The sequence below is a fragment of the Planococcus sp. TJ-301 genome, assembly GCF_058268475.1.
The window spans coordinates 298,488-314,873 of the sequence record NZ_JBZDOH010000003.1; the positions used below are offsets into that span (position 1 = coordinate 298,488).

Annotated in this window: 16 protein-coding genes; 9 read left to right on the forward strand and 7 right to left on the reverse strand. The window is 49.3% G+C overall.

Annotated features, from left to right (window positions below):
- Positions 1-474: 474 nt before the first annotated feature.
- The gene (locus tag AC4EHJ_RS14395; RefSeq protein ID WP_490976319.1) at positions 475-780 is read right to left on the reverse strand and encodes a DUF3817 domain-containing protein; all 306 of its coding nucleotides are present in this window, start codon (positions 778-780) and stop codon (positions 475-477) included.
- 96 nt (positions 781-876) lie between these two features.
- Positions 877-2,094, reverse strand: coding sequence for a class I SAM-dependent rRNA methyltransferase (locus tag AC4EHJ_RS14400; protein ID WP_490976320.1), 1,218 nt, complete (start codon positions 2,092-2,094; stop codon positions 877-879).
- 199 nt (positions 2,095-2,293) lie between these two features.
- Between AC4EHJ_RS14400 and AC4EHJ_RS14405 the strand changes: the two genes are divergently transcribed.
- Positions 2,294-2,944: a GntR family transcriptional regulator gene (locus AC4EHJ_RS14405; protein ID WP_490976321.1), complete on the forward strand. Its 651-nt coding sequence runs from the start codon at positions 2,294-2,296 to the stop codon at positions 2,942-2,944.
- Positions 2,945-3,052: 108 nt separating this feature from the next.
- Here the strand turns inward: AC4EHJ_RS14405 and brnQ are convergent, their stop codons facing one another.
- Together brnQ and AC4EHJ_RS14415 are read right to left on the reverse strand one after the other, a co-directional pair.
- Positions 3,053-4,423 carry a branched-chain amino acid transport system II carrier protein gene (brnQ, locus tag AC4EHJ_RS14410; protein ID WP_490976322.1) on the reverse strand — a complete coding sequence of 457 codons (1,371 nt, stop codon included), beginning with the start codon at positions 4,421-4,423 and terminating at the stop codon, positions 3,053-3,055.
- A 314-nt stretch (positions 4,424-4,737) separates the two neighbouring features.
- Positions 4,738-5,433 carry an AIM24 family protein gene (locus tag AC4EHJ_RS14415; protein WP_490976323.1) on the reverse strand — a complete coding sequence of 232 codons (696 nt, stop codon included), beginning with the start codon at positions 5,431-5,433 and terminating at the stop codon, positions 4,738-4,740.
- A 194-nt stretch (positions 5,434-5,627) separates the two neighbouring features.
- On the opposite strand from AC4EHJ_RS14415, the gene AC4EHJ_RS14420 reads away from it, so the two are divergent.
- Both AC4EHJ_RS14420 and AC4EHJ_RS14425 read left to right on the forward strand, forming a co-directional pair.
- On the forward strand, positions 5,628-5,996 hold the full coding sequence (locus tag AC4EHJ_RS14420) for a CidA/LrgA family protein (RefSeq protein WP_490976324.1): 369 nt from the start codon (positions 5,628-5,630) through the stop codon (positions 5,994-5,996).
- Between the two features lie 5 nt (positions 5,997-6,001).
- Positions 6,002-6,694 carry an LrgB family protein gene (locus tag AC4EHJ_RS14425; RefSeq protein WP_490976325.1) on the forward strand — a complete coding sequence of 231 codons (693 nt, stop codon included), beginning with the start codon at positions 6,002-6,004 and terminating at the stop codon, positions 6,692-6,694.
- A 41-nt stretch (positions 6,695-6,735) separates the two neighbouring features.
- Here the strand turns inward: AC4EHJ_RS14425 and AC4EHJ_RS14430 are convergent, their stop codons facing one another.
- Genes AC4EHJ_RS14430 through AC4EHJ_RS14440 form a run of 3 tightly spaced genes read right to left on the reverse strand, consistent with a single transcriptional unit; the run spans position 6,736 to position 9,646 of the window.
- Positions 6,736-7,122 (reverse strand): VOC family protein, encoded by a 387-nt coding sequence (locus tag AC4EHJ_RS14430; RefSeq protein WP_490976326.1) that lies wholly within the window; start codon positions 7,120-7,122, stop codon positions 6,736-6,738.
- A gap of 14 nt (positions 7,123-7,136) precedes the next feature.
- Positions 7,137-8,744 carry an ABC transporter permease gene (locus AC4EHJ_RS14435; protein ID WP_490976327.1) on the reverse strand — a complete coding sequence of 536 codons (1,608 nt, stop codon included), beginning with the start codon at positions 8,742-8,744 and terminating at the stop codon, positions 7,137-7,139.
- A complete protein-coding gene (locus AC4EHJ_RS14440; RefSeq protein ID WP_490976328.1) occupies positions 8,744-9,646 on the reverse strand; it encodes an ABC transporter ATP-binding protein in 903 nt (300 codons plus the stop codon). Before AC4EHJ_RS14440 ends, AC4EHJ_RS14435 begins: the two co-directional genes overlap by 1 nt.
- Positions 9,647-9,827: 181 nt before the next feature.
- On the opposite strand from AC4EHJ_RS14440, the gene AC4EHJ_RS14445 reads away from it, so the two are divergent.
- The 6 genes from AC4EHJ_RS14445 (at position 9,828) to AC4EHJ_RS14470 (ending at position 16,386) form a co-directional block, all read left to right on the forward strand.
- On the forward strand, positions 9,828-10,679 hold the full coding sequence (locus tag AC4EHJ_RS14445; protein ID WP_490976329.1) for a transporter substrate-binding domain-containing protein: 852 nt from the start codon (positions 9,828-9,830) through the stop codon (positions 10,677-10,679).
- 149 nt (positions 10,680-10,828) lie between these two features.
- Positions 10,829-11,527: a 5-oxoprolinase subunit PxpB gene (gene pxpB / locus AC4EHJ_RS14450; protein ID WP_490976330.1), complete on the forward strand. Its 699-nt coding sequence runs from the start codon at positions 10,829-10,831 to the stop codon at positions 11,525-11,527.
- Complete coding sequence (locus AC4EHJ_RS14455; protein WP_490976331.1) at positions 11,511-12,491, forward strand: 5-oxoprolinase subunit C family protein; 981 nt, start codon at positions 11,511-11,513, stop codon at positions 12,489-12,491. The genes pxpB and AC4EHJ_RS14455 overlap by 17 nt, the downstream gene beginning before the upstream one ends.
- Complete coding sequence (locus AC4EHJ_RS14460) at positions 12,488-13,258, forward strand: LamB/YcsF family protein (protein ID WP_490976332.1); 771 nt, start codon at positions 12,488-12,490, stop codon at positions 13,256-13,258. Before AC4EHJ_RS14455 ends, AC4EHJ_RS14460 begins: the two co-directional genes overlap by 4 nt.
- 24 nt (positions 13,259-13,282) lie before the next feature.
- Complete coding sequence (locus AC4EHJ_RS14465; protein WP_490976333.1) at positions 13,283-14,491, forward strand: NRAMP family divalent metal transporter; 1,209 nt, start codon at positions 13,283-13,285, stop codon at positions 14,489-14,491.
- Positions 14,492-14,568: 77 nt separating this feature from the next.
- On the forward strand, positions 14,569-16,386 hold the full coding sequence (locus AC4EHJ_RS14470; RefSeq protein WP_490976334.1) for a GAF domain-containing sensor histidine kinase: 1,818 nt from the start codon (positions 14,569-14,571) through the stop codon (positions 16,384-16,386).

Below are 16,386 nucleotides of genomic sequence, written 5' to 3' on the forward strand. Positions count from 1 at the left end.
TCGTTTGAAAAACTTCATTTTCAGATTAGTTATCAAGCTGCTAAGTGAGCCGATATTTCGCAAAACAGTCCCGCTTTCCTGCGGGAGTCAGAACTGTTTTGCTCCATATCCGGAGTCTAGAACCAACTTTAGAAATCATATCTTTCCAGTACTTAGATACAAGAAATGATTTTCTATTTAGACTCCCCTTTGAGTAGAGTGAAAGGCGGCGAACAAGTTGGACAAAAGAATTTTGTCCGACTTGTTTGCGACGAAGCGCAAAGCGCTGCAACGCACTTTTTGTCCCGAAGCTAGCGAAGCGTTGCAACGGTTTTTCATGTCCCGAAGCTAGCGAAGCGTTGCAGGGACAGGGACAGGAGCAACGGTTTTCGAAGCGATGCTGAGGCCGTGCCCGCGGAACGCGTCCGCCTAGAGCGCAATGAAAAAATTGCCCTCAATCGAAAAAACACCCGCAGACTTGTGTCTGCAGGTGTTTTAAACAGCTTTTGCTTGTTGCCAGTTTTCAAGGCGTCTGTCCAGCAGGAAATTTCCGAACGGGATGAAAGCGACTGCCACTGCAGCCACTGAAAAACGGAACGGCCATTTGAAGATGAACGTCATATAAGCGATCATCACGCAGTAAACCGTGAACAACCCTCCGTGGACCGCGCCGACAACACTGACAGCCTCTGGAAACCCAAAGAAATATTTTAACGGCATGGCCAGAAACAATAAGATCAACAACGAACTTCCTTCAAGCAATCCCATGAACCGGAACTTGCTTAATGCATTTTTAATCATCTTTTCCCCTCGCTATCTATTTTTTTATTATAGAAGGGATAGAGGGTTGGAAACAAGCAGGAGAACAGCAAATGGCGCTTTTTAGCCATTAACCCTTCAAGATTCCGCCACATTTTTCCGTTTGCCCAGTTTTACGAATAAGACTTTCAAGTAATCGCCTTCTTTAAATTCTTTGCGCACCCGGAAATCTTTCGGCAAAGTGTATTCTTCGACGATCTTATACGACATGTCTTCTTCTGTGAAAGCTTTTTCGATAAAGCCTTTGAATTTCTGCATGCTGAACGATGCGCTATTCGTCGAAGCCACGATGACGCCCTTATCTTCAGTGATGGCGATGGCTTCCCGCATCAGATGCGTATAGTCTTTCGATGTGCTGAACGTGTATTTTTTCGAACGCGCAAAACTTGGCGGGTCGAGGACGACCAAGTCGAATTTCAATTCTTTGCGCTTTGCGTATTTAAAATAATTGAAGACGTCCATCACAAGGATGTCCTGGCTTTCGTAATCGATGCCGTTGACACTGAATTGCTCAATGGTTTTGCTATTGCTGCGCTTCGCTAAATCGACGCTCGTCGTCTTCATGGCCCCTCCTAGTGCAGCAGCTACCGAGAATGCCCCTGTATAAGAAAACGTGTTCAGCACTGTCTTGCCTTTTGCATAGCGTTCTTTGATGGCATTGCGGACATCGCGCTGGTCGAGGAAAATGCCAGTCATCGCACCATCATTCAAATAAATGGCGAAGTTAATGCCGTTTTCTTTGACGATCAACGGGAATTCGCCGCGTTCGCCTGCTACGAAGTCGTCTTCTTCGATGTATTGCCCTTTCGCATCAAAGCGTTTTTTCTGGTAAATCCCTTTGCAGTCTGCAACGTTCTGCAGCGCTGCTACCACTTCGTCCTTAAACGAATAAACACCTTCACTGTACCAGCTGACAAGGTAAAATCCGCCGTAATAGTCGATCGACAAACCGCCGAAGCCGTCGCCTTCTCCGTTGAACACACGGAATGCCGTTGTGTTGGGGTCATCGTAAAAACTTTTGCGTTCCGCAATTGCTGCTGCCAGCGTCCGCTCAATAAACCCTTGGCTGATTGCTTCGTCTTTATTGCGCGTCAATACCCAGCCGTAGCCCTTGTTTTGTTTGCCGTAATAGCCTTTTGCCAGGAACTTATCCTGTTTATCCGTCAAGTTGACGATGGTGCCTTCTGTTTCAAGCACATCCACATTTTCAAGCGCTTCTTTAGCAATTAAGGGATAGCCCCTTTGGAACTCCGCTTTCGCTTTATCGTTCACTTTGATCGTAAGTTCTTGTCTCATCATCACTCATCCTATTCTTTAAAATCGATTGTCTTCTCTTCAGTGTATTACAATCACGTGGCTAATCATACCGCCGCCTGGAATGCCTTGCCGCAAGATCCGAAGCAGTAAAGCGATATATTGCATAAAGAATATTTAACATTCCCACAAATTGGTGTATACTTTTATTATTAACAGCAAGAGAAAGGGTGCACTTGCAATGCCGATTCCAGTAAATCACGCAAAACCGATTCGCATGTCCGCGAAAGAAAGCGCGTATAACCAATTACAGCAATGGATTATTGATGGCACCTTAAAGCCAGATGAAAAATTGGCTGATACGGAACTTGCGCAAGCGTTGAATTTAAGCAGGACCCCCATTCGGGAAGCGCTGCAATTATTGGAGGTACAGGGATTCGTGGAAATGTTCCCCGGCAAGGCGACCCGTGTGACACGGGTAGAAAAGGAAGATCTCAAAACCTTGTTGCCGCCGCTTTCTGCTCTACAGGCACTGGCTGCCGAATTGGCCATACCCCGCTTAGACAGCGAATTGATAAATTTACTCACCGAAACAAATCAGCGTTTTGCTGATGCTATAAAAGCCCGGGATAATTTCTCGGCATTGAAAATCGATCAAGAATTCCATCAACATATCGTAGATGCTGCCGGCAATCCGTATGTCGACACCATCCTTGGCCGTCTACAAGCGCATGTCCGCAGACAGTTTTTCCACCATTCTTTGATTTTGACCCAGCAGTCTGTTGAAGAACACAGCCAAATCATTGGCGCGCTAAAAGAACAAGACCCTGATAAAGTCTGCATGCTGATGAAAGCGAATTGGAACCGCACAGTGGACGAGTTATCGCTATAGCTTCCGAATGCCATAGAAAAAAGCTGTCTCCTGAGCGTTAAGCTCTAGAGACAGCTTTTTTTGATATGGAAGCCGGCTCGATTTTCGAATCGGCTTCCATTTAAAAACTTATGCTTCGTTGCGCGCCGTTTGGACATTGACGCCTTTCCGGCTTCGCGCAATGACGGTAAATACGGCAATAGTAGCCAGTGCTGGGACAATCCAGCCAAGCCCTTCATTGTAAAGCGGCAATGATGCGGCATAGAAATCGATGATCGACTGCAACCAATCGGGATTGGCAATGCCGAGCGACGCAGTCAGCGTCTTCAATCCATCGATGATTGCGATAAAGAATGTCGCTGCCATAGCAGCTGCGTAAACGATTCGATCGTGTTTGAATACCGGTGAAAGGAACGCCAAGATGATCAAGACGATGGCCAGTGGATACAAGAACATCAAGACAGGAACCGAATAAGCGATGATGTTTGAAAGACCCGCGTTTGCCACCACTAAAGAGAAGACCGAGAAAATGACCACGTATGCTTTATAGCTGATTCTCGGCATCAATTTGTGGAAGTATTCCGCATTGGCGACGGTCAGGCCGATAGCTGTCGTCAGACAGGCAAGCGTAATAATGACCGCAAGCAAAAGCGTACCGAATGTTCCGAAGTAATGGGACGATGCTCCGCTTAATACAGGGCCGCCTGTTTCAAAAAGCCCTAAAGTGCTTGTGCTGGTTGAGCCCAGGTAAGCGATGCCAGCATAAACGATTGCCAGAAGCCCTGCAGCGACAACTCCGCTTTTCAGCGTTGCGGATAAAATCCCTTTTGGTGAAGTGACGCCCAATTTGCGGACAGTAGCAATGACAATAATGCCGAATACCAAAGAGGCCAAGGCATCCATCGTGTTATAACCTTCTGTGAATCCTTTTAAAAAAGCGCCGCTTGCGTAAGCTTCTTGGGGAGCCGCCGCTTTGCCCATCGGATTTATCACGGCCATAATCAATAGCGCAGCCAGCGTAACAAGAATTGCCGGCGACAGGAATTTGCCGATATTATCGATCAGTTTCGAAGGATTGAGCGACAGCCATAATGAGATCAGGAAGAAAATCACTGTAAACACTGGCAGCCCGATTGATGCGAAGTCTCCGCCAACAAAAGGAGCAATGCCGATTTCATATGATACAGCGCCCGTTCTTGGAAGTGCAAAGAACGGTCCGATTGTTAAATACAAAAGTGATGTAAAAATAATGCCGAACACGGGGTGCACACGGCTCGAAAGGTCTTGCAAATCACTGCTCTTTGAGTAGCCGATAGCTAAAATTCCAAGGAGCGGCAAGCCGACGCCTGTAATCAGAAAGCCCAGGATGGCCCATGCAACTTCAGAGCCGGCAGCTTGTCCGAGTTGGGCCGGAAAAATCAAGTTCCCTGCACCAAAAAACAATGCGAACAACATCATTCCTATGACAACATACGCGCTAAACGATAACTTCTTATCCATTTCACTTTTTCCTCCTAAGCAATAAGCTTTGTATTTTCTATGACAAAAGAAATGTTAAAATAATATTTCGCCACTCTAATTTCCGTATGCAATATATCGCATAAAGTCATAATACAATATTCATAGAAAAATGCAACATAATTTACTTTAAATTTTCAAAAAAACAGTCAATTTTGTAAATCTGATGAAAGAACACACTTTTTCGAAATAATTTTTCTCAAAAAAAGGAAATCTTGCTGATTTATAGAAATTTCATATAAAAAATTCCGGCCTGTGAAGACCGGGATTTCGTATACTGTAAAACCGTTAGTTAATCATGTAACGTTGCTGCTAAGGTACACTTCTTCGAACGGCTGAACGATGACAAAGCCTTCTCCTGTAAATTCCATCTGGATCGATTCGCCGCTTCCGCGCCCGAGAAATGTCCGCAGCGAAACATCGGTACGGAACTCGGGTTTCAAGTTGCCTGACCAGGCAACAGTGGCGTTCGGATCGGTCAGCACCGGCTCGCCCGGACGCACGAGCAGCGTTAATGGCTCGTAATGGGAAGTGATTGCCACCCGCCCTTTGCCTTTCAACGTCACATTGAACAAGCCACCGGCCATGACCCCGGCCATTTTCCTCATCATCTTGATTTCCCACTGGATGCCCGGTTCGAAGGCCAGCAAATCATTGCCGTTGACGGTAATGGCTTCATCGTTCAATTCAAAAATCGTGATTTTTTTCCCTTTGTCTGCCAGATACAGCCGGCCGCGGCCGACCGCTTTCATCAACGAAGTCCCTTCACCGGTCAATGCTTTTTTGAACATTGTGCCAACGCCGTGTTCAAGAACGCCTTCACGCTCGAACTTGATCTGTCCGGTATAAGAAATCATCGAACCTGCTTTTGCCCACACCATATCCTCTAAATTCACTTCCAGGATGCGCGGTGTTTCCAGCTCGAAATAATCGTTTTCCCGTTCGTCCTGCTTGGTCTGCCGGATAAATTCGGCAATCGTGTAATTCGTCATGTTTCAATTCCCCTTTCCTTCTATTGTATCTATTTACGGATGCCGCATCTTGAAGGTTTCATTAATCTGTCCGCGGTGTTTCTCGGATTTCACGAATCTTATGCCCCGCTTCAAGAGGAAAGTGTTGTAGAATAACTAATTATGGAAGTAAGCTCCGCTTGCTTTGCTAATCCCACCGGAAGGCGCGATGTCCAATGAAATTTTTAATCACCTTTACGCAGCTGATCGTATTATACGGATTTTACGTTGCTGGCGAGTGGCTTCGGGATTTATTCAATTTACCGCTTCCTGGCAGCATCATTGGCTTCTTGCTGCTTTTTATGGCATTGCTCCTGAAAATTTATCCGCTGCGGTGGATTGAATCCGGCGCGCAATTCCTTCTCGCTTTTTTATCATTGTATTTTATCCCGGCCACGGTCGGTGTCATACAGTACGGCGATTTGTTCACGGGCAAGGGCCTGTGGCTGATCGCCATTGCGATGATCAGTACATTGGTGACAATGGGCGTATCCGCAGTACTCAGCCAATGGGCTTCCCGGCGCACTGACGAAAGGAGCTTATGACGCTTATGGATCTGATTCTGTTGTCATTGCTGTTTGCCGCATTAACCATCGCCGCTTACTTGTTTTTGAACGCTCTTTACTTAAAATACCGCTGGACGCTTCTGACGCCCGTGTTGACGACGACCGCGGCGCTAATAGTGATTCTGTTGCTATTCGAAATCCCCTACGAGCGCTATATGCTCGGCGGACAGTGGATTGGCGCACTGCTCGGACCAGCTGTTGTTGCACTTGCAGTCCCTCTTTACAAGCAGCGGAAATTATTGGCGCAAAACTTGGTGCCCATCACGCTCGGCGTATCAGCAGGCGCATTGGTGGGCATGCTCAGCGGTGCGCTGCTGGCAAAATTGATGGGCTTTTCCACCGAAATGATTTTAACGATTTTGCCAAAATCGATTACTACACCTGTCGCGATGCAGCTTGCCGATTCGCTTGGCGGAATCCCAGCCTTGGCGGCTGTATTCGTCATGGTCGCGGGGTTTACAGGCATCCTCACCGGTCCCTGGCTCCTAAAAACGCTCCGCATCGATTCAGCCATCGGGCGCGGCATCGGCCTTGGCACATCCGCCCATGGGCTTGGCACCGCAAAAGCTTTTGAATATGGCATCGAAGACGCCTCGATGAGTTCAGTAGCGATGACGTTGAGCGCCGTAGCCGGTTCGTTCCTTGGTCCCGCAATCGTCTGGCTGTTATTTATGTAAACAACAGAACCCCCATGCGCAATTGGCGCATGGGGGTTCTGTCATGGCAGATTCAATTGCCAGGAAACACCGAAACGGTCGATCAGCCAGCCGAATTTCCGGCTGAACGGATAATCCCCGAGCGGCATCAGCTCTTCGCCGCCTTCAGACAGCTGGCTGAAGGCGCGGTCAATTTCCGACTCGTTTTCGCATGTCACATATAACGAAATGGCCGGCGTAAAAGTGAAATCATGCTTGATTGTGCTGTCGATGCACAGCAAAACTTGATCCGCCAACCGAAATTGGGCCAACATCACCGACCCGTTTTCGTTGTAAGTGACATTGTCGATAGCAGAATCTTTAAAAACAGCCGTATAATATTTCATCGCTTCTTCCGCTTGCCCAGTAAACATTAGGAAAGTGGTAACTTTCGGGAGTTGCCGTTCCATTGCAATCCTCTCCTTTATGATTGGCTGATGTCTCTTCTATTGAAGCCTATAAATCCAATGACTAAAAGTACGGCAGCGGCAGCAGCTAATGCGCTTAGAACGCCATAATCCACAGTTTCGATCGGCACTTTCGCAACATAGCCATAAGGCGTCAGCTTTTGCACCCAATCCGGGAATTGAAACAGTCGACCAAAATAAATGGCAATAAAAGAAAAAGCGATGTAAAGCCACATAATGCCGGTGAACCTCGGCGCCCAGCCGAGCAATAACACAGCTATGCCGACCATCACCCATGCCGCCGGCACATACGCCATCGCCGCCTTTAAGAACATGCCGAGCTTCAGATCTTCCTCAATGACAGAAGTCCCGACGCCGCCAAGACCGAAGCCAGCCAGGCCCAACATAACAAAGCTTGCCAGTATAGCGAGCAGCACATAGCTTCCGAGCAGCCGATTTTTCGATACGGCCTTGCTCAGGATATGCTCCAACCGGCCGTTGGTTTCTTCCCCTTTCACTTTCAGCACCGCCATCAGTACCGGAATCGTCCCAAGGATTGCCATAACAGACATCAGCACAGGGATGAATTGTTCAGTTATGGAAAACCCGGATTGCTGGACAATCAGCTGCTGCATCAAATCGATATCTTCAAAAAAAGATTCCATGTCGCCGAGCACCGAGCCGTAGGATGCACCGATCAATAAAAGCCCCGCTGCCCATGCGATGAGTCCCGTCCGTTGAAGCCGGAATGCCAGGCCAAACGGGTTTGCCAGCCCTTTGGAAGCATGCGGCCTCCCCGCACGCACCGGAAGAAAGCCGGAGCCGAGGTCGCGCACCGAATTCAGATACAGTGCAAGAAGCACAAGCACAAACGCCGCGCCAGCCGTCAAGAAGATGGGCCACCAGTAATTATTGACATAGGCCTCTGTACGGAGAATCCAGCCGAGCGGAGAAAAAAGCGATAGCGTTCCGCCTGACAGATCCCCGATTGCGCGGATCATATACGCCAGCAGCAAGGCCGTAATCGACAAGCCGACAGTGCCCCTTGAACTCTGGGAAAGCTGAGCGAAAACAGCCGCTATTGCAGCGAATACCATGCCTGCAGCACCCAGCGCAAAGCCATAGACGAAAGACCCTTCGGCATCGATGCTGTCGATGTTCAGCGCCATCAATGAGACCGCGGTCAAAACAGCAAGCAGGACATTCACTCCAAATAATACGAGCAGCACCGACAGCAAGTTCGACAACCGGCCGACCGGCAGCGACCGGATCATCTCCAGCCGGCCATCTTCTTCGTCCGCGCGCGTATGGCGGGACAGCAGGAGGATATTCATGAGGCCGACCACCACAGCCGTCATCAGCAGCATTTCATGGCTCAGCATCGCTCCGATTGTATAATTGTCCAAACCATAGCCCGGGCCGACCATCGCTGTCATCGCCGGATTGCGCATTGTTTCCGCCATCGCCTGCCGTTCCGCGTCGTTCTGGTACAAGCCAGTGAACGCAAAAGCGATGATGCACGACATGGCGACGAATGACACCAGCCATAAAGGCAGCCGAAGGCGGTCGCGCTGAACGATAAAACGCATCAGAGCACTTGTACCTTGCAGTAAATGACTGCCCATTAGCCCCCGCCTCCCGGACGAGCGGCTGTTTCATAATGGCGGATGAACAACTCCTCCAATGTTGGCGGGGAACTGTCCATTCGCGTAATGCCGAAAGCGCTGATATGGCGCATGATGGCATCCAGCTCTTCCGTATCCGCCTGAAACGACACCGCTCCGTCTTCGGTCGTGACGCCGCTGACGCCTTTCATTTCCCGCAAACCGGCAATCGGCAGTTTCGTCTCGACTTGGACGATTGTGCCGGTCAAGTGCCGAAGCTCTTTCAACGTTCCCGTTTCAATGATCTTCCCTTGTTGGATAATCGCCACCTTGTCGCAGATCTTTTCCACTTCGGACAAGATATGGCTCGACAAGAGGACGCTTTTGCCTTTCGCTTTCACTTCCATGACATATTCCTGGAACACCCGCTCCATCAGCGGATCCAGGCCGGAAGTAGGTTCATCGAGGATGTAAAGGTCGGCATCCATGCATAGGGCAGCGACCAGCGCCACTTTCTGTCGATTGCCCTTGGAATAGGCCCGGCATTTCTTGCGCGGGTCCAAATCGAACCGGCGGATCAGCTCTTCCCGTTTGCCGTCCGGTTTGCCGCCCCGCAATTTGATGAATAAATCGATAACTTCCCCACCAGTAAGATTCGGCCATAAATTGACGTCCCCCGGCACATAGGCGACCCGTTTATGGATTTCCACCGCGTCTTTCCACGCATCCAGGCCAAAGATTTTCGCCTTTCCTTCGGTTGCTTGGAGGATGCCAAGCAACACGCGCAGCGTCGTCGATTTCCCTGATCCGTTCGGGCCGATAAAGCCGAAAACCTCTCCCGCTTCCACTTCAATATCGACACCATCAAGCGCCTTGAACTCACCGAACTTCTTCGTTAATCCACTGGTCTTCAGTACAGCCATGTGCATCACCCCGTTCTGGCCCCTTTGCTCTTATAGAATTAATTCGATGCACCGCCAGCCATCCCCTGCAAACGAATTGAAAGAATAGTTAAACTTATAGCAAAGTTGCAAGAATACTTTGCTCCCTTTAGTTTATAATGCTATGTTTTTAATAGATTACATTTCAAGGAGGGACCAAAAGATGAAGAATTTATTGAAAAAACAGGGTTGGGCTTTGCTCGCAGGCACTTTATCCCTTTCACTTTTAGCAGGCTGCGGATCTTCTGAGAGCGACAGCGGCTCTGAAGAAGCCAAAACGGCTTGGGACGAAATCAAAGAAGAAGGCACATTGACTGTTGCCACTTCCGGCACATTGTTCCCGACTTCTTTCCGCGAAGAAGGCACAGATGAATTGACCGGCTTCGAAGTTGAAGTCGTGCGCGAAATTGCTGAACGCCTGGAGCTTGAAGTCGAATTCACTGAGCTCGGCTTTGATGAAATGCTGACGTCTGTCCAAACTGGCCAAGTCGACTTAGCGGCGAATGACATTGAAGCAACTGAAGACCGCAAAGAGAAATTCGCTTTCTCGACACCATTTAAATTTTCTTATGGCACAGCGATTGTCCGCAAAGATGATTTGTCGGGCATCAAGACATTGGAAGACTTAAAAGGCAAAAAAGCGGCTGGGGCTTCCACGTCTGTCTACATGGAAACGGCACGTTCTTACGGTGCTGAAGAAGTGGTTTACGACAACGCAACGAACGAAGTGTATTTGCGCGATGTTGCAATCGGACGCACGGATGTTATCTTGAACGATTATTATTTGCAGACCTTAGCTTTAGCGGCTTTCCCGGAATTGAACATCACTATTCACCCCGACATCAAGTACAGCCCGTCGGAAGTGAGCATGGTCATGAACAAAGACAATAAAGAATTGGTTGAAAACGTCAACGGCGCTATCGAAGAAATGCTGGAAGACGGTACAATCGCCGAGATTTCAAAAGAGTTTTTCAACGGCGCTGACGCAACACAAAAAATCGACATCGAAGAATAAAAGAAGGGAAGCTGTCCGCGTTTGCGGATAGCTTTTTTTGTATTTAGCGGTGCTGCCTTCCAACGAATCTCCGTATTCTCTTCCGTTCATCCGCGCAAAGCCGTATAATTGAAAAAATAGTTAGAATAATCAGAGGATGAGGTGGCGGCATGGACTTTACTTTCACCCCGCTCGGGGACCAGGCGATTACCATTGAAGCCGGCAAAGAAATCAGCGAAGGCGTGCAGCAGCGAATCCGGAAAGCGGCGGCGCTGCTCGAAGACCGCCCACCTGCCTGGATGGTCGAATCTATTCCGGCGTTTACGACAATTGCGGTTTTCTACAACCCGCTTGCCGTCTTATACGATGAAGCAATATCGGCTTTGGAAGAGCTCTTGCAGCACGCTGGTGAAATCCCTGTGCCGGCTCCGCGCACAGTCGAAATTCCGGTCTGCTATGGCGGCGATTTTGGTCCCGACCTCGAATTCGTGGCAGCGCATAACGGATTATCTGCAGAAGAAGTCATCGCCATCCATAGCAGCGGCGTTTACGCTGTGTCAATGATCGGTTTCGCTCCAGGCTTTCCGTTTATCAGCGGCATGTCCGAGAAAATCGCCGCGCCCCGCCGGGAAAGCCCACGGCTGCGCATTCCAGAACGCACTGTCGGCATCGCCGGTATCCAGACCGGCGTCTACCCGATCGAAACACCGGGCGGCTGGCAATTGATCGGCCGCACCCCAATGCGCTTGTTCCGGCCAGAGCAGGAAACGCCGAGCTTGCTGAAAGCCGGGGACATCATCAAATTCCGCCGGATTTCGGAACAGGAATATCACGAATGGGAGGAACATCGCGATGCTGAAGATTCTTAAAGGCGGTATGCTGACATCGGTGCAAGACCTTGGCCGCTACGGCTTCCAAAAATACGGCGTCATCGCAAGCGGCGCGATGGATCCTTTTGCGCACCGCATCGCCAATTTGCTCGTTGGAAACTATGAAAACGCCGCGGCGCTGGAAATTTCGCTCACCGGCCCTACAATCGAGTTTGAAACCGATGCAGCTATCGCTTTATGCGGCGCAGATCTGTCGCCTCAAATTGACGGCAAAGAGTGCAGAATGTGGCGCATTCTGGCTGTCAAAAAAGGCAGCGTCTTATCGTTCGGCGCGCCCAAGAAAGGCTGTCGGACTTATCTAGCCGCAGCAGGCGGCATCGATGTGCCGGAAGTAATGCACAGCAAATCGACGTATTTGCGTGCAGCGATCGGCGGCTTCCAAGGCCGGGCGCTGAAAGCGGGCGACCGCGTCCCATTAAATCCGGTGGACCCGAAACGCGCAGCAGCGCTGGTAAAAGCGGCGAATTCCGGACAGGAATGGCAAATTCCCGCCATTCGCTACTTTAATGAACCCGTTGTCCGCATCATGAAGGGCCGGCAATTCGGCTTGTTCGATGCCGAAAGCCAAACGCGGCTCTTCGACGGCCTTTTCACTGTCGGCACACATTCCGACCGCATGGGCTATCGCCTTGAAGGCACGCCGCTTGCACTGAGTGAGGCAGCGGAACTGATATCGGAGCCTGTCGCGTTCGGCTCGATTCAAGTGCCGCCGGACGGCAACCCCATCGTCTTGATGGCGGATCGCCAGACGACCGGGGGCTATCCAAAAATCGGCCAAGTGGCAAGCATCGATTTGCCGCTCATCAGCCAGCTGAATCCGGGAGATAAAATTCGCTTCAAAGAAATTTCGCTCGAGGAAGCGCAAAAGCGCATGATTGCACAAGAACAGCAAATTCGCCAAATGAAAATTGGAATCGACTTGAAAATGGAGGAATGGAAATGACGTTTAAAGTGGATTTGAACTGCGATATGGGAGAAAGCTTCGGAGTCTACCGCATGGGCAATGACGAAGCCATTCTGGATTACATCACATCGGCCAATATCGCCTGCGGCTTTCATGCCGGCGACCCTGCTACGATGCGCAAAACCGTTCAGCTCGCATTGGAAAAAAATGTCGGCATCGGCGCCCATCCCGGGCTGCAGGATTTGGTCGGCTTCGGCCGGCGCAACCTCAGTTTGTCTCCCCAGGAAGCTTATGACCTGGTCGTCTACCAGATCGGTGCCTTATCGGGCTTTGTCCAGGCGGAAGGCGGCAAGATGCAGCACGTTAAAGCCCACGGCGCACTCTATAATATGGCCGCGCAAAATGTCGGCTTGTCGGAGGCGATCGCGGAGGCAGTGTATAAAATCGACCCGGAACTTATTTTATTCGGCTTGTCCGGCAGCGAATTGGTGAAAGCCGGGGAAAAGATCGGTTTGCGCACTGCCAATGAAGTTTTCTCAGACCGCACTTACCAGGCGGACGGCAGCCTGACGCCGCGCAGCCAGCCGAATGCGCTCATCACCGATACCGCTACGGCACTTGAACAAGTCATCCACATGGTTAAAGAACATAAGGTCATCAGTACCCAGCAGCAGGAAATCCAAATCAAAGCCGACACCATTTGCATCCACGGCGACGGCGCTACTGCGCTCGATTTCGCGGCTGCCATTTCAAGCTCATTGGCCGATGCAGGAATCGACATCATCAAGGTAGAAGAGTTTATGTAATTCCATTCCAAAGGAGGCATTACGATGAACAAAGATGCGAAGATCATTAAAAAAGCAAACCGCAGCGTCCTGCTCGGCGCTGCGTTCCTGATGGCGACTTCCGCCATCGGTCCGGGTTTCCTCACCCAGACGACCGTTTTTACCGATCAATTGATGGCATCGATGGGCTTTGTCATTCTCATTTCCATCATCATTGATATCGGAGCCCAGACCAATATTTGGCGCATCATCGCCGTATCCGGCAAGCGTGCGCAGGACATTGCCAATGATGTGCTGCCAGGGCTCGGCTATTTCCTGGCCTTGCTCGTCGTCATGGGTGGCCTGGCCTTCAATATCGGTAACGTCGGCGGCGCCGGCCTTGGGATGAATGTCTTGTTCGGCATCGATGCTAAAACCGGCGCCATTTTAAGCGGCTTGCTGGCTATCGGCATCTTTGTGGTCAAAGAGGCAGGCAAAGCGATGGATCGTTTCGCCCAAATCCTTGGGTTCGTTATGATCGCCTTGACGATTTACGTCATGATTTCAGCCCAGCCGCCGATTGGTGAAGCCGTTGTCAAAACCTTTGTACCGGATACCATTGACATCTTTGCCATCGTAACGCTTGTCGGCGGAACGGTCGGCGGCTATATCACCTTTGCCGGTGGCCACCGTTTGATCGATGCCGGCCTTATCGGCAAAGAACATGTGCGCGATGTCACGCGCAGCTCGATTACCGCCATCCTGATTGCGTCTTTCATGCGCGTCATTCTTTTCCTGGCGGTTCTTGGCGTCGTTTCGCAAGGTCTGCAGCTGAACCCGGAAAACCCGCCGGCTTCTGTGTTCCAATTGGCTGCCGGCAATATCGGTTACAAGATTTTCGGCGTGGTCATGTGGGCGGCGGCTGTGACATCGGTTGTCGGAGCGGCCTATACGTCCGTATCGTTCATCCGCACATTCAGCCCGGCGCTTGAAAAATACAACCGCCTGTTGGTTATCAGCTTTATCGTCATTTCGACTTCCGTCTTCGTCATCATCGGCCAGCCTGTGCTGATCCTGCTGTTGGTGGGCTCGCTGAATGGTTTGATTCTACCGATTGCCCTCGGCGTCATGCTCATTGCTGCGCATAAGGCGAAAATTGTCGGCGATTACAAGCATCCGCTCTGGATGACCATTTTTGGCGTCGTCATCGTCATCGCAATGGCGTGGATGGGGATTTACACTTTGTCGAACGGCATTCCTCAGTTATTTGAATAGCTATAACATATTATAGAAAAACGGTTGAGTGATTTTGTCTGGCCAACCGATTTTGCATACGATAGGATGGATACCATTTGAATCAAAAATCTTCCAGGCATTATACTGCTCAGCTGTTCATGACGCTTGTTTCAGCAATCGGCTGGGCAGTGATCATCTTTTCCGCACTCGGCGTACAAACACTTAAAGATCCTTTTGAATTGCTTTTTTTATTCGCCTTTATTTTTATAGCTGAATATTTTCCGATGCCTTTTCAAAAAGGAAATTCTTCATTAACCTTCCCAATTATCTATTTGGCATATTTGCTATATGGAATTGAAATAACGGCGGTGTTATATTTTACTGCTGTTCTGTTGACTACATTAATCAATCAGCGCCCGCTCCGGATCATCTTTTTCAATCCGGCCCAACTGGTGCTGAGCCTTGTCTTGGCTGACAGGATCACAAATTGGGCCGCTCCTCAGCTGGAGCTCACGGAACCTTCATTGAGCATTTTTTTCTTATTGTTGTTTATCGGTTCTTTTTATTTCATCAATAACGTGATTGTTGACATCGTATTGCTTCTGAGGCCGGAAAGGTACACTTTATCCACCTGGGTCCAGAAAAGCCGGGCAGAACTTTTCAGTTTTTCCATCTCCATGGTTTATGGGCTGCTCCTCCATTATTTGGGCAGTCAAAACCGGGGCGACGGGGACATCTTGAGCTATTTCTTCTTCTTATCCCCTTTGATTTTCTTGGCGATCATCAGCTCGGTCATTATCCGGTTGAGTGCCGATAAGCAAAGGTTGAAAGCACTGTTCCACTTTTCTTCGGAATTGAATAAAGCCATTCCGATTTCCGGCTGGGAAAATGACATCAAACAGCTGATTAAAGAAGTAGTTTCTTATGAAGAAAGTTATTTGTTCACCCGCGATGAAAAGGGAAATTGGAATCTAGCGATTGCTGAAGGAGACTTGGCGCTTACGGAGGAAGCTGCTGCTTTCACAGCATTGAACCAAGTGCATTCCACTACTGTCTATAACAAAACCGATATTCATTTATCGCCGCTAGGCCAGCGATTCAATACGGCCATCCAATCTGCTGTGTTTGCGCCGTTGATTTTTGAGAATGAGCTGGTCGGCTGCCTAATCATGGCGAAAACACGTACAAATAGCTTTATCGTAGAAGATGTCCATTCGATTTCAACCATTGCAAATCAATTAGCTATTTTCCTGAAAACGCAGATGCTTTTCTCCGAAAAAGAGCAGCGGATTTTATTGGAAGAGCGCAATCGCATCGCACATGACATACATGATGGCATCGCCCAAATCCTGGCAGGAGCCGTGATGAAGTTCGATGCTGCTGCTAAGAAGATCCATTCCCATCCGAAAGATGCACGGTGGCTCGTCAATGACAGCAATAACATCTTGCGCGGCGCACTGCAGGAAATAAGGGATTCCATATACGCTTTGCGCCCTTATCCAACCGAACAGCATGGCCTCTATATGGCTATCAAAAATAAAATCGAAGAACTGAATCAAGACAAAACCTTGGATCTCGACATCACTTTTGAAAGCCGGGGCATTCAGCCAAAATTGAATTTGGTGGCGGAAAAAGCTATTTTTTCTATCATTCAAGAAAGCCTGCATAATTGCATTAAACATGCACGAGCTGAAAAAGTCGGCGTTATGCTGAACTACCAAAGAGACCAGATTTTGTTGACAGTCAAGGACGACGGCATTGGTTTTTCGTTATATGAAGCCATGACGACGGCCATGAAAGAGCCGCATTACGGAATTCTGCAAATGAACGAAGATGCGGAAAAAGTCGGTGCCACATTCCAGATAGAAAGCAGCCACAACATCGGCACTGAAATCTTTGTCAGAATTCCTAAAGCTGGATTTGAAGGAGGATAA

Excerpts from the sequence above, each read along its gene's own strand:
- AC4EHJ_RS14395 (WP_490976319.1), bottom strand. The coding sequence starts at position 780 with ATGATTAAAAATGCATTAAGCAAGTTCCGGTTCATGGGATTGCTTGAA.
- AC4EHJ_RS14400 (WP_490976320.1), bottom strand. The coding sequence starts at position 2,094 with ATGAGACAAGAACTTACGATCAAAGTGAACGATAAAGCGAAAGCGGAG.
- AC4EHJ_RS14405 (WP_490976321.1), top strand. The coding sequence starts at position 2,294 with ATGCCGATTCCAGTAAATCACGCAAAACCGATTCGCATGTCCGCGAAA.
- brnQ (WP_490976322.1), bottom strand. The coding sequence starts at position 4,423 with ATGGATAAGAAGTTATCGTTTAGCGCGTATGTTGTCATAGGAATGATG.
- AC4EHJ_RS14415 (WP_490976323.1), bottom strand. The coding sequence starts at position 5,433 with ATGACGAATTACACGATTGCCGAATTTATCCGGCAGACCAAGCAGGAC.
- AC4EHJ_RS14420 (WP_490976324.1), top strand. The coding sequence starts at position 5,628 with ATGAAATTTTTAATCACCTTTACGCAGCTGATCGTATTATACGGATTT.
- AC4EHJ_RS14425 (WP_490976325.1), top strand. The coding sequence starts at position 6,002 with ATGGATCTGATTCTGTTGTCATTGCTGTTTGCCGCATTAACCATCGCC.
- AC4EHJ_RS14430 (WP_490976326.1), bottom strand. The coding sequence starts at position 7,122 with ATGGAACGGCAACTCCCGAAAGTTACCACTTTCCTAATGTTTACTGGG.
- AC4EHJ_RS14435 (WP_490976327.1), bottom strand. The coding sequence starts at position 8,744 with ATGGGCAGTCATTTACTGCAAGGTACAAGTGCTCTGATGCGTTTTATC.
- AC4EHJ_RS14440 (WP_490976328.1), bottom strand. The coding sequence starts at position 9,646 with ATGGCTGTACTGAAGACCAGTGGATTAACGAAGAAGTTCGGTGAGTTC.
- AC4EHJ_RS14445 (WP_490976329.1), top strand. The coding sequence starts at position 9,828 with ATGAAGAATTTATTGAAAAAACAGGGTTGGGCTTTGCTCGCAGGCACT.
- pxpB (WP_490976330.1), top strand. The coding sequence starts at position 10,829 with ATGGACTTTACTTTCACCCCGCTCGGGGACCAGGCGATTACCATTGAA.
- AC4EHJ_RS14455 (WP_490976331.1), top strand. The coding sequence starts at position 11,511 with ATGCTGAAGATTCTTAAAGGCGGTATGCTGACATCGGTGCAAGACCTT.
- AC4EHJ_RS14460 (WP_490976332.1), top strand. The coding sequence starts at position 12,488 with ATGACGTTTAAAGTGGATTTGAACTGCGATATGGGAGAAAGCTTCGGA.
- AC4EHJ_RS14465 (WP_490976333.1), top strand. The coding sequence starts at position 13,283 with ATGAACAAAGATGCGAAGATCATTAAAAAAGCAAACCGCAGCGTCCTG.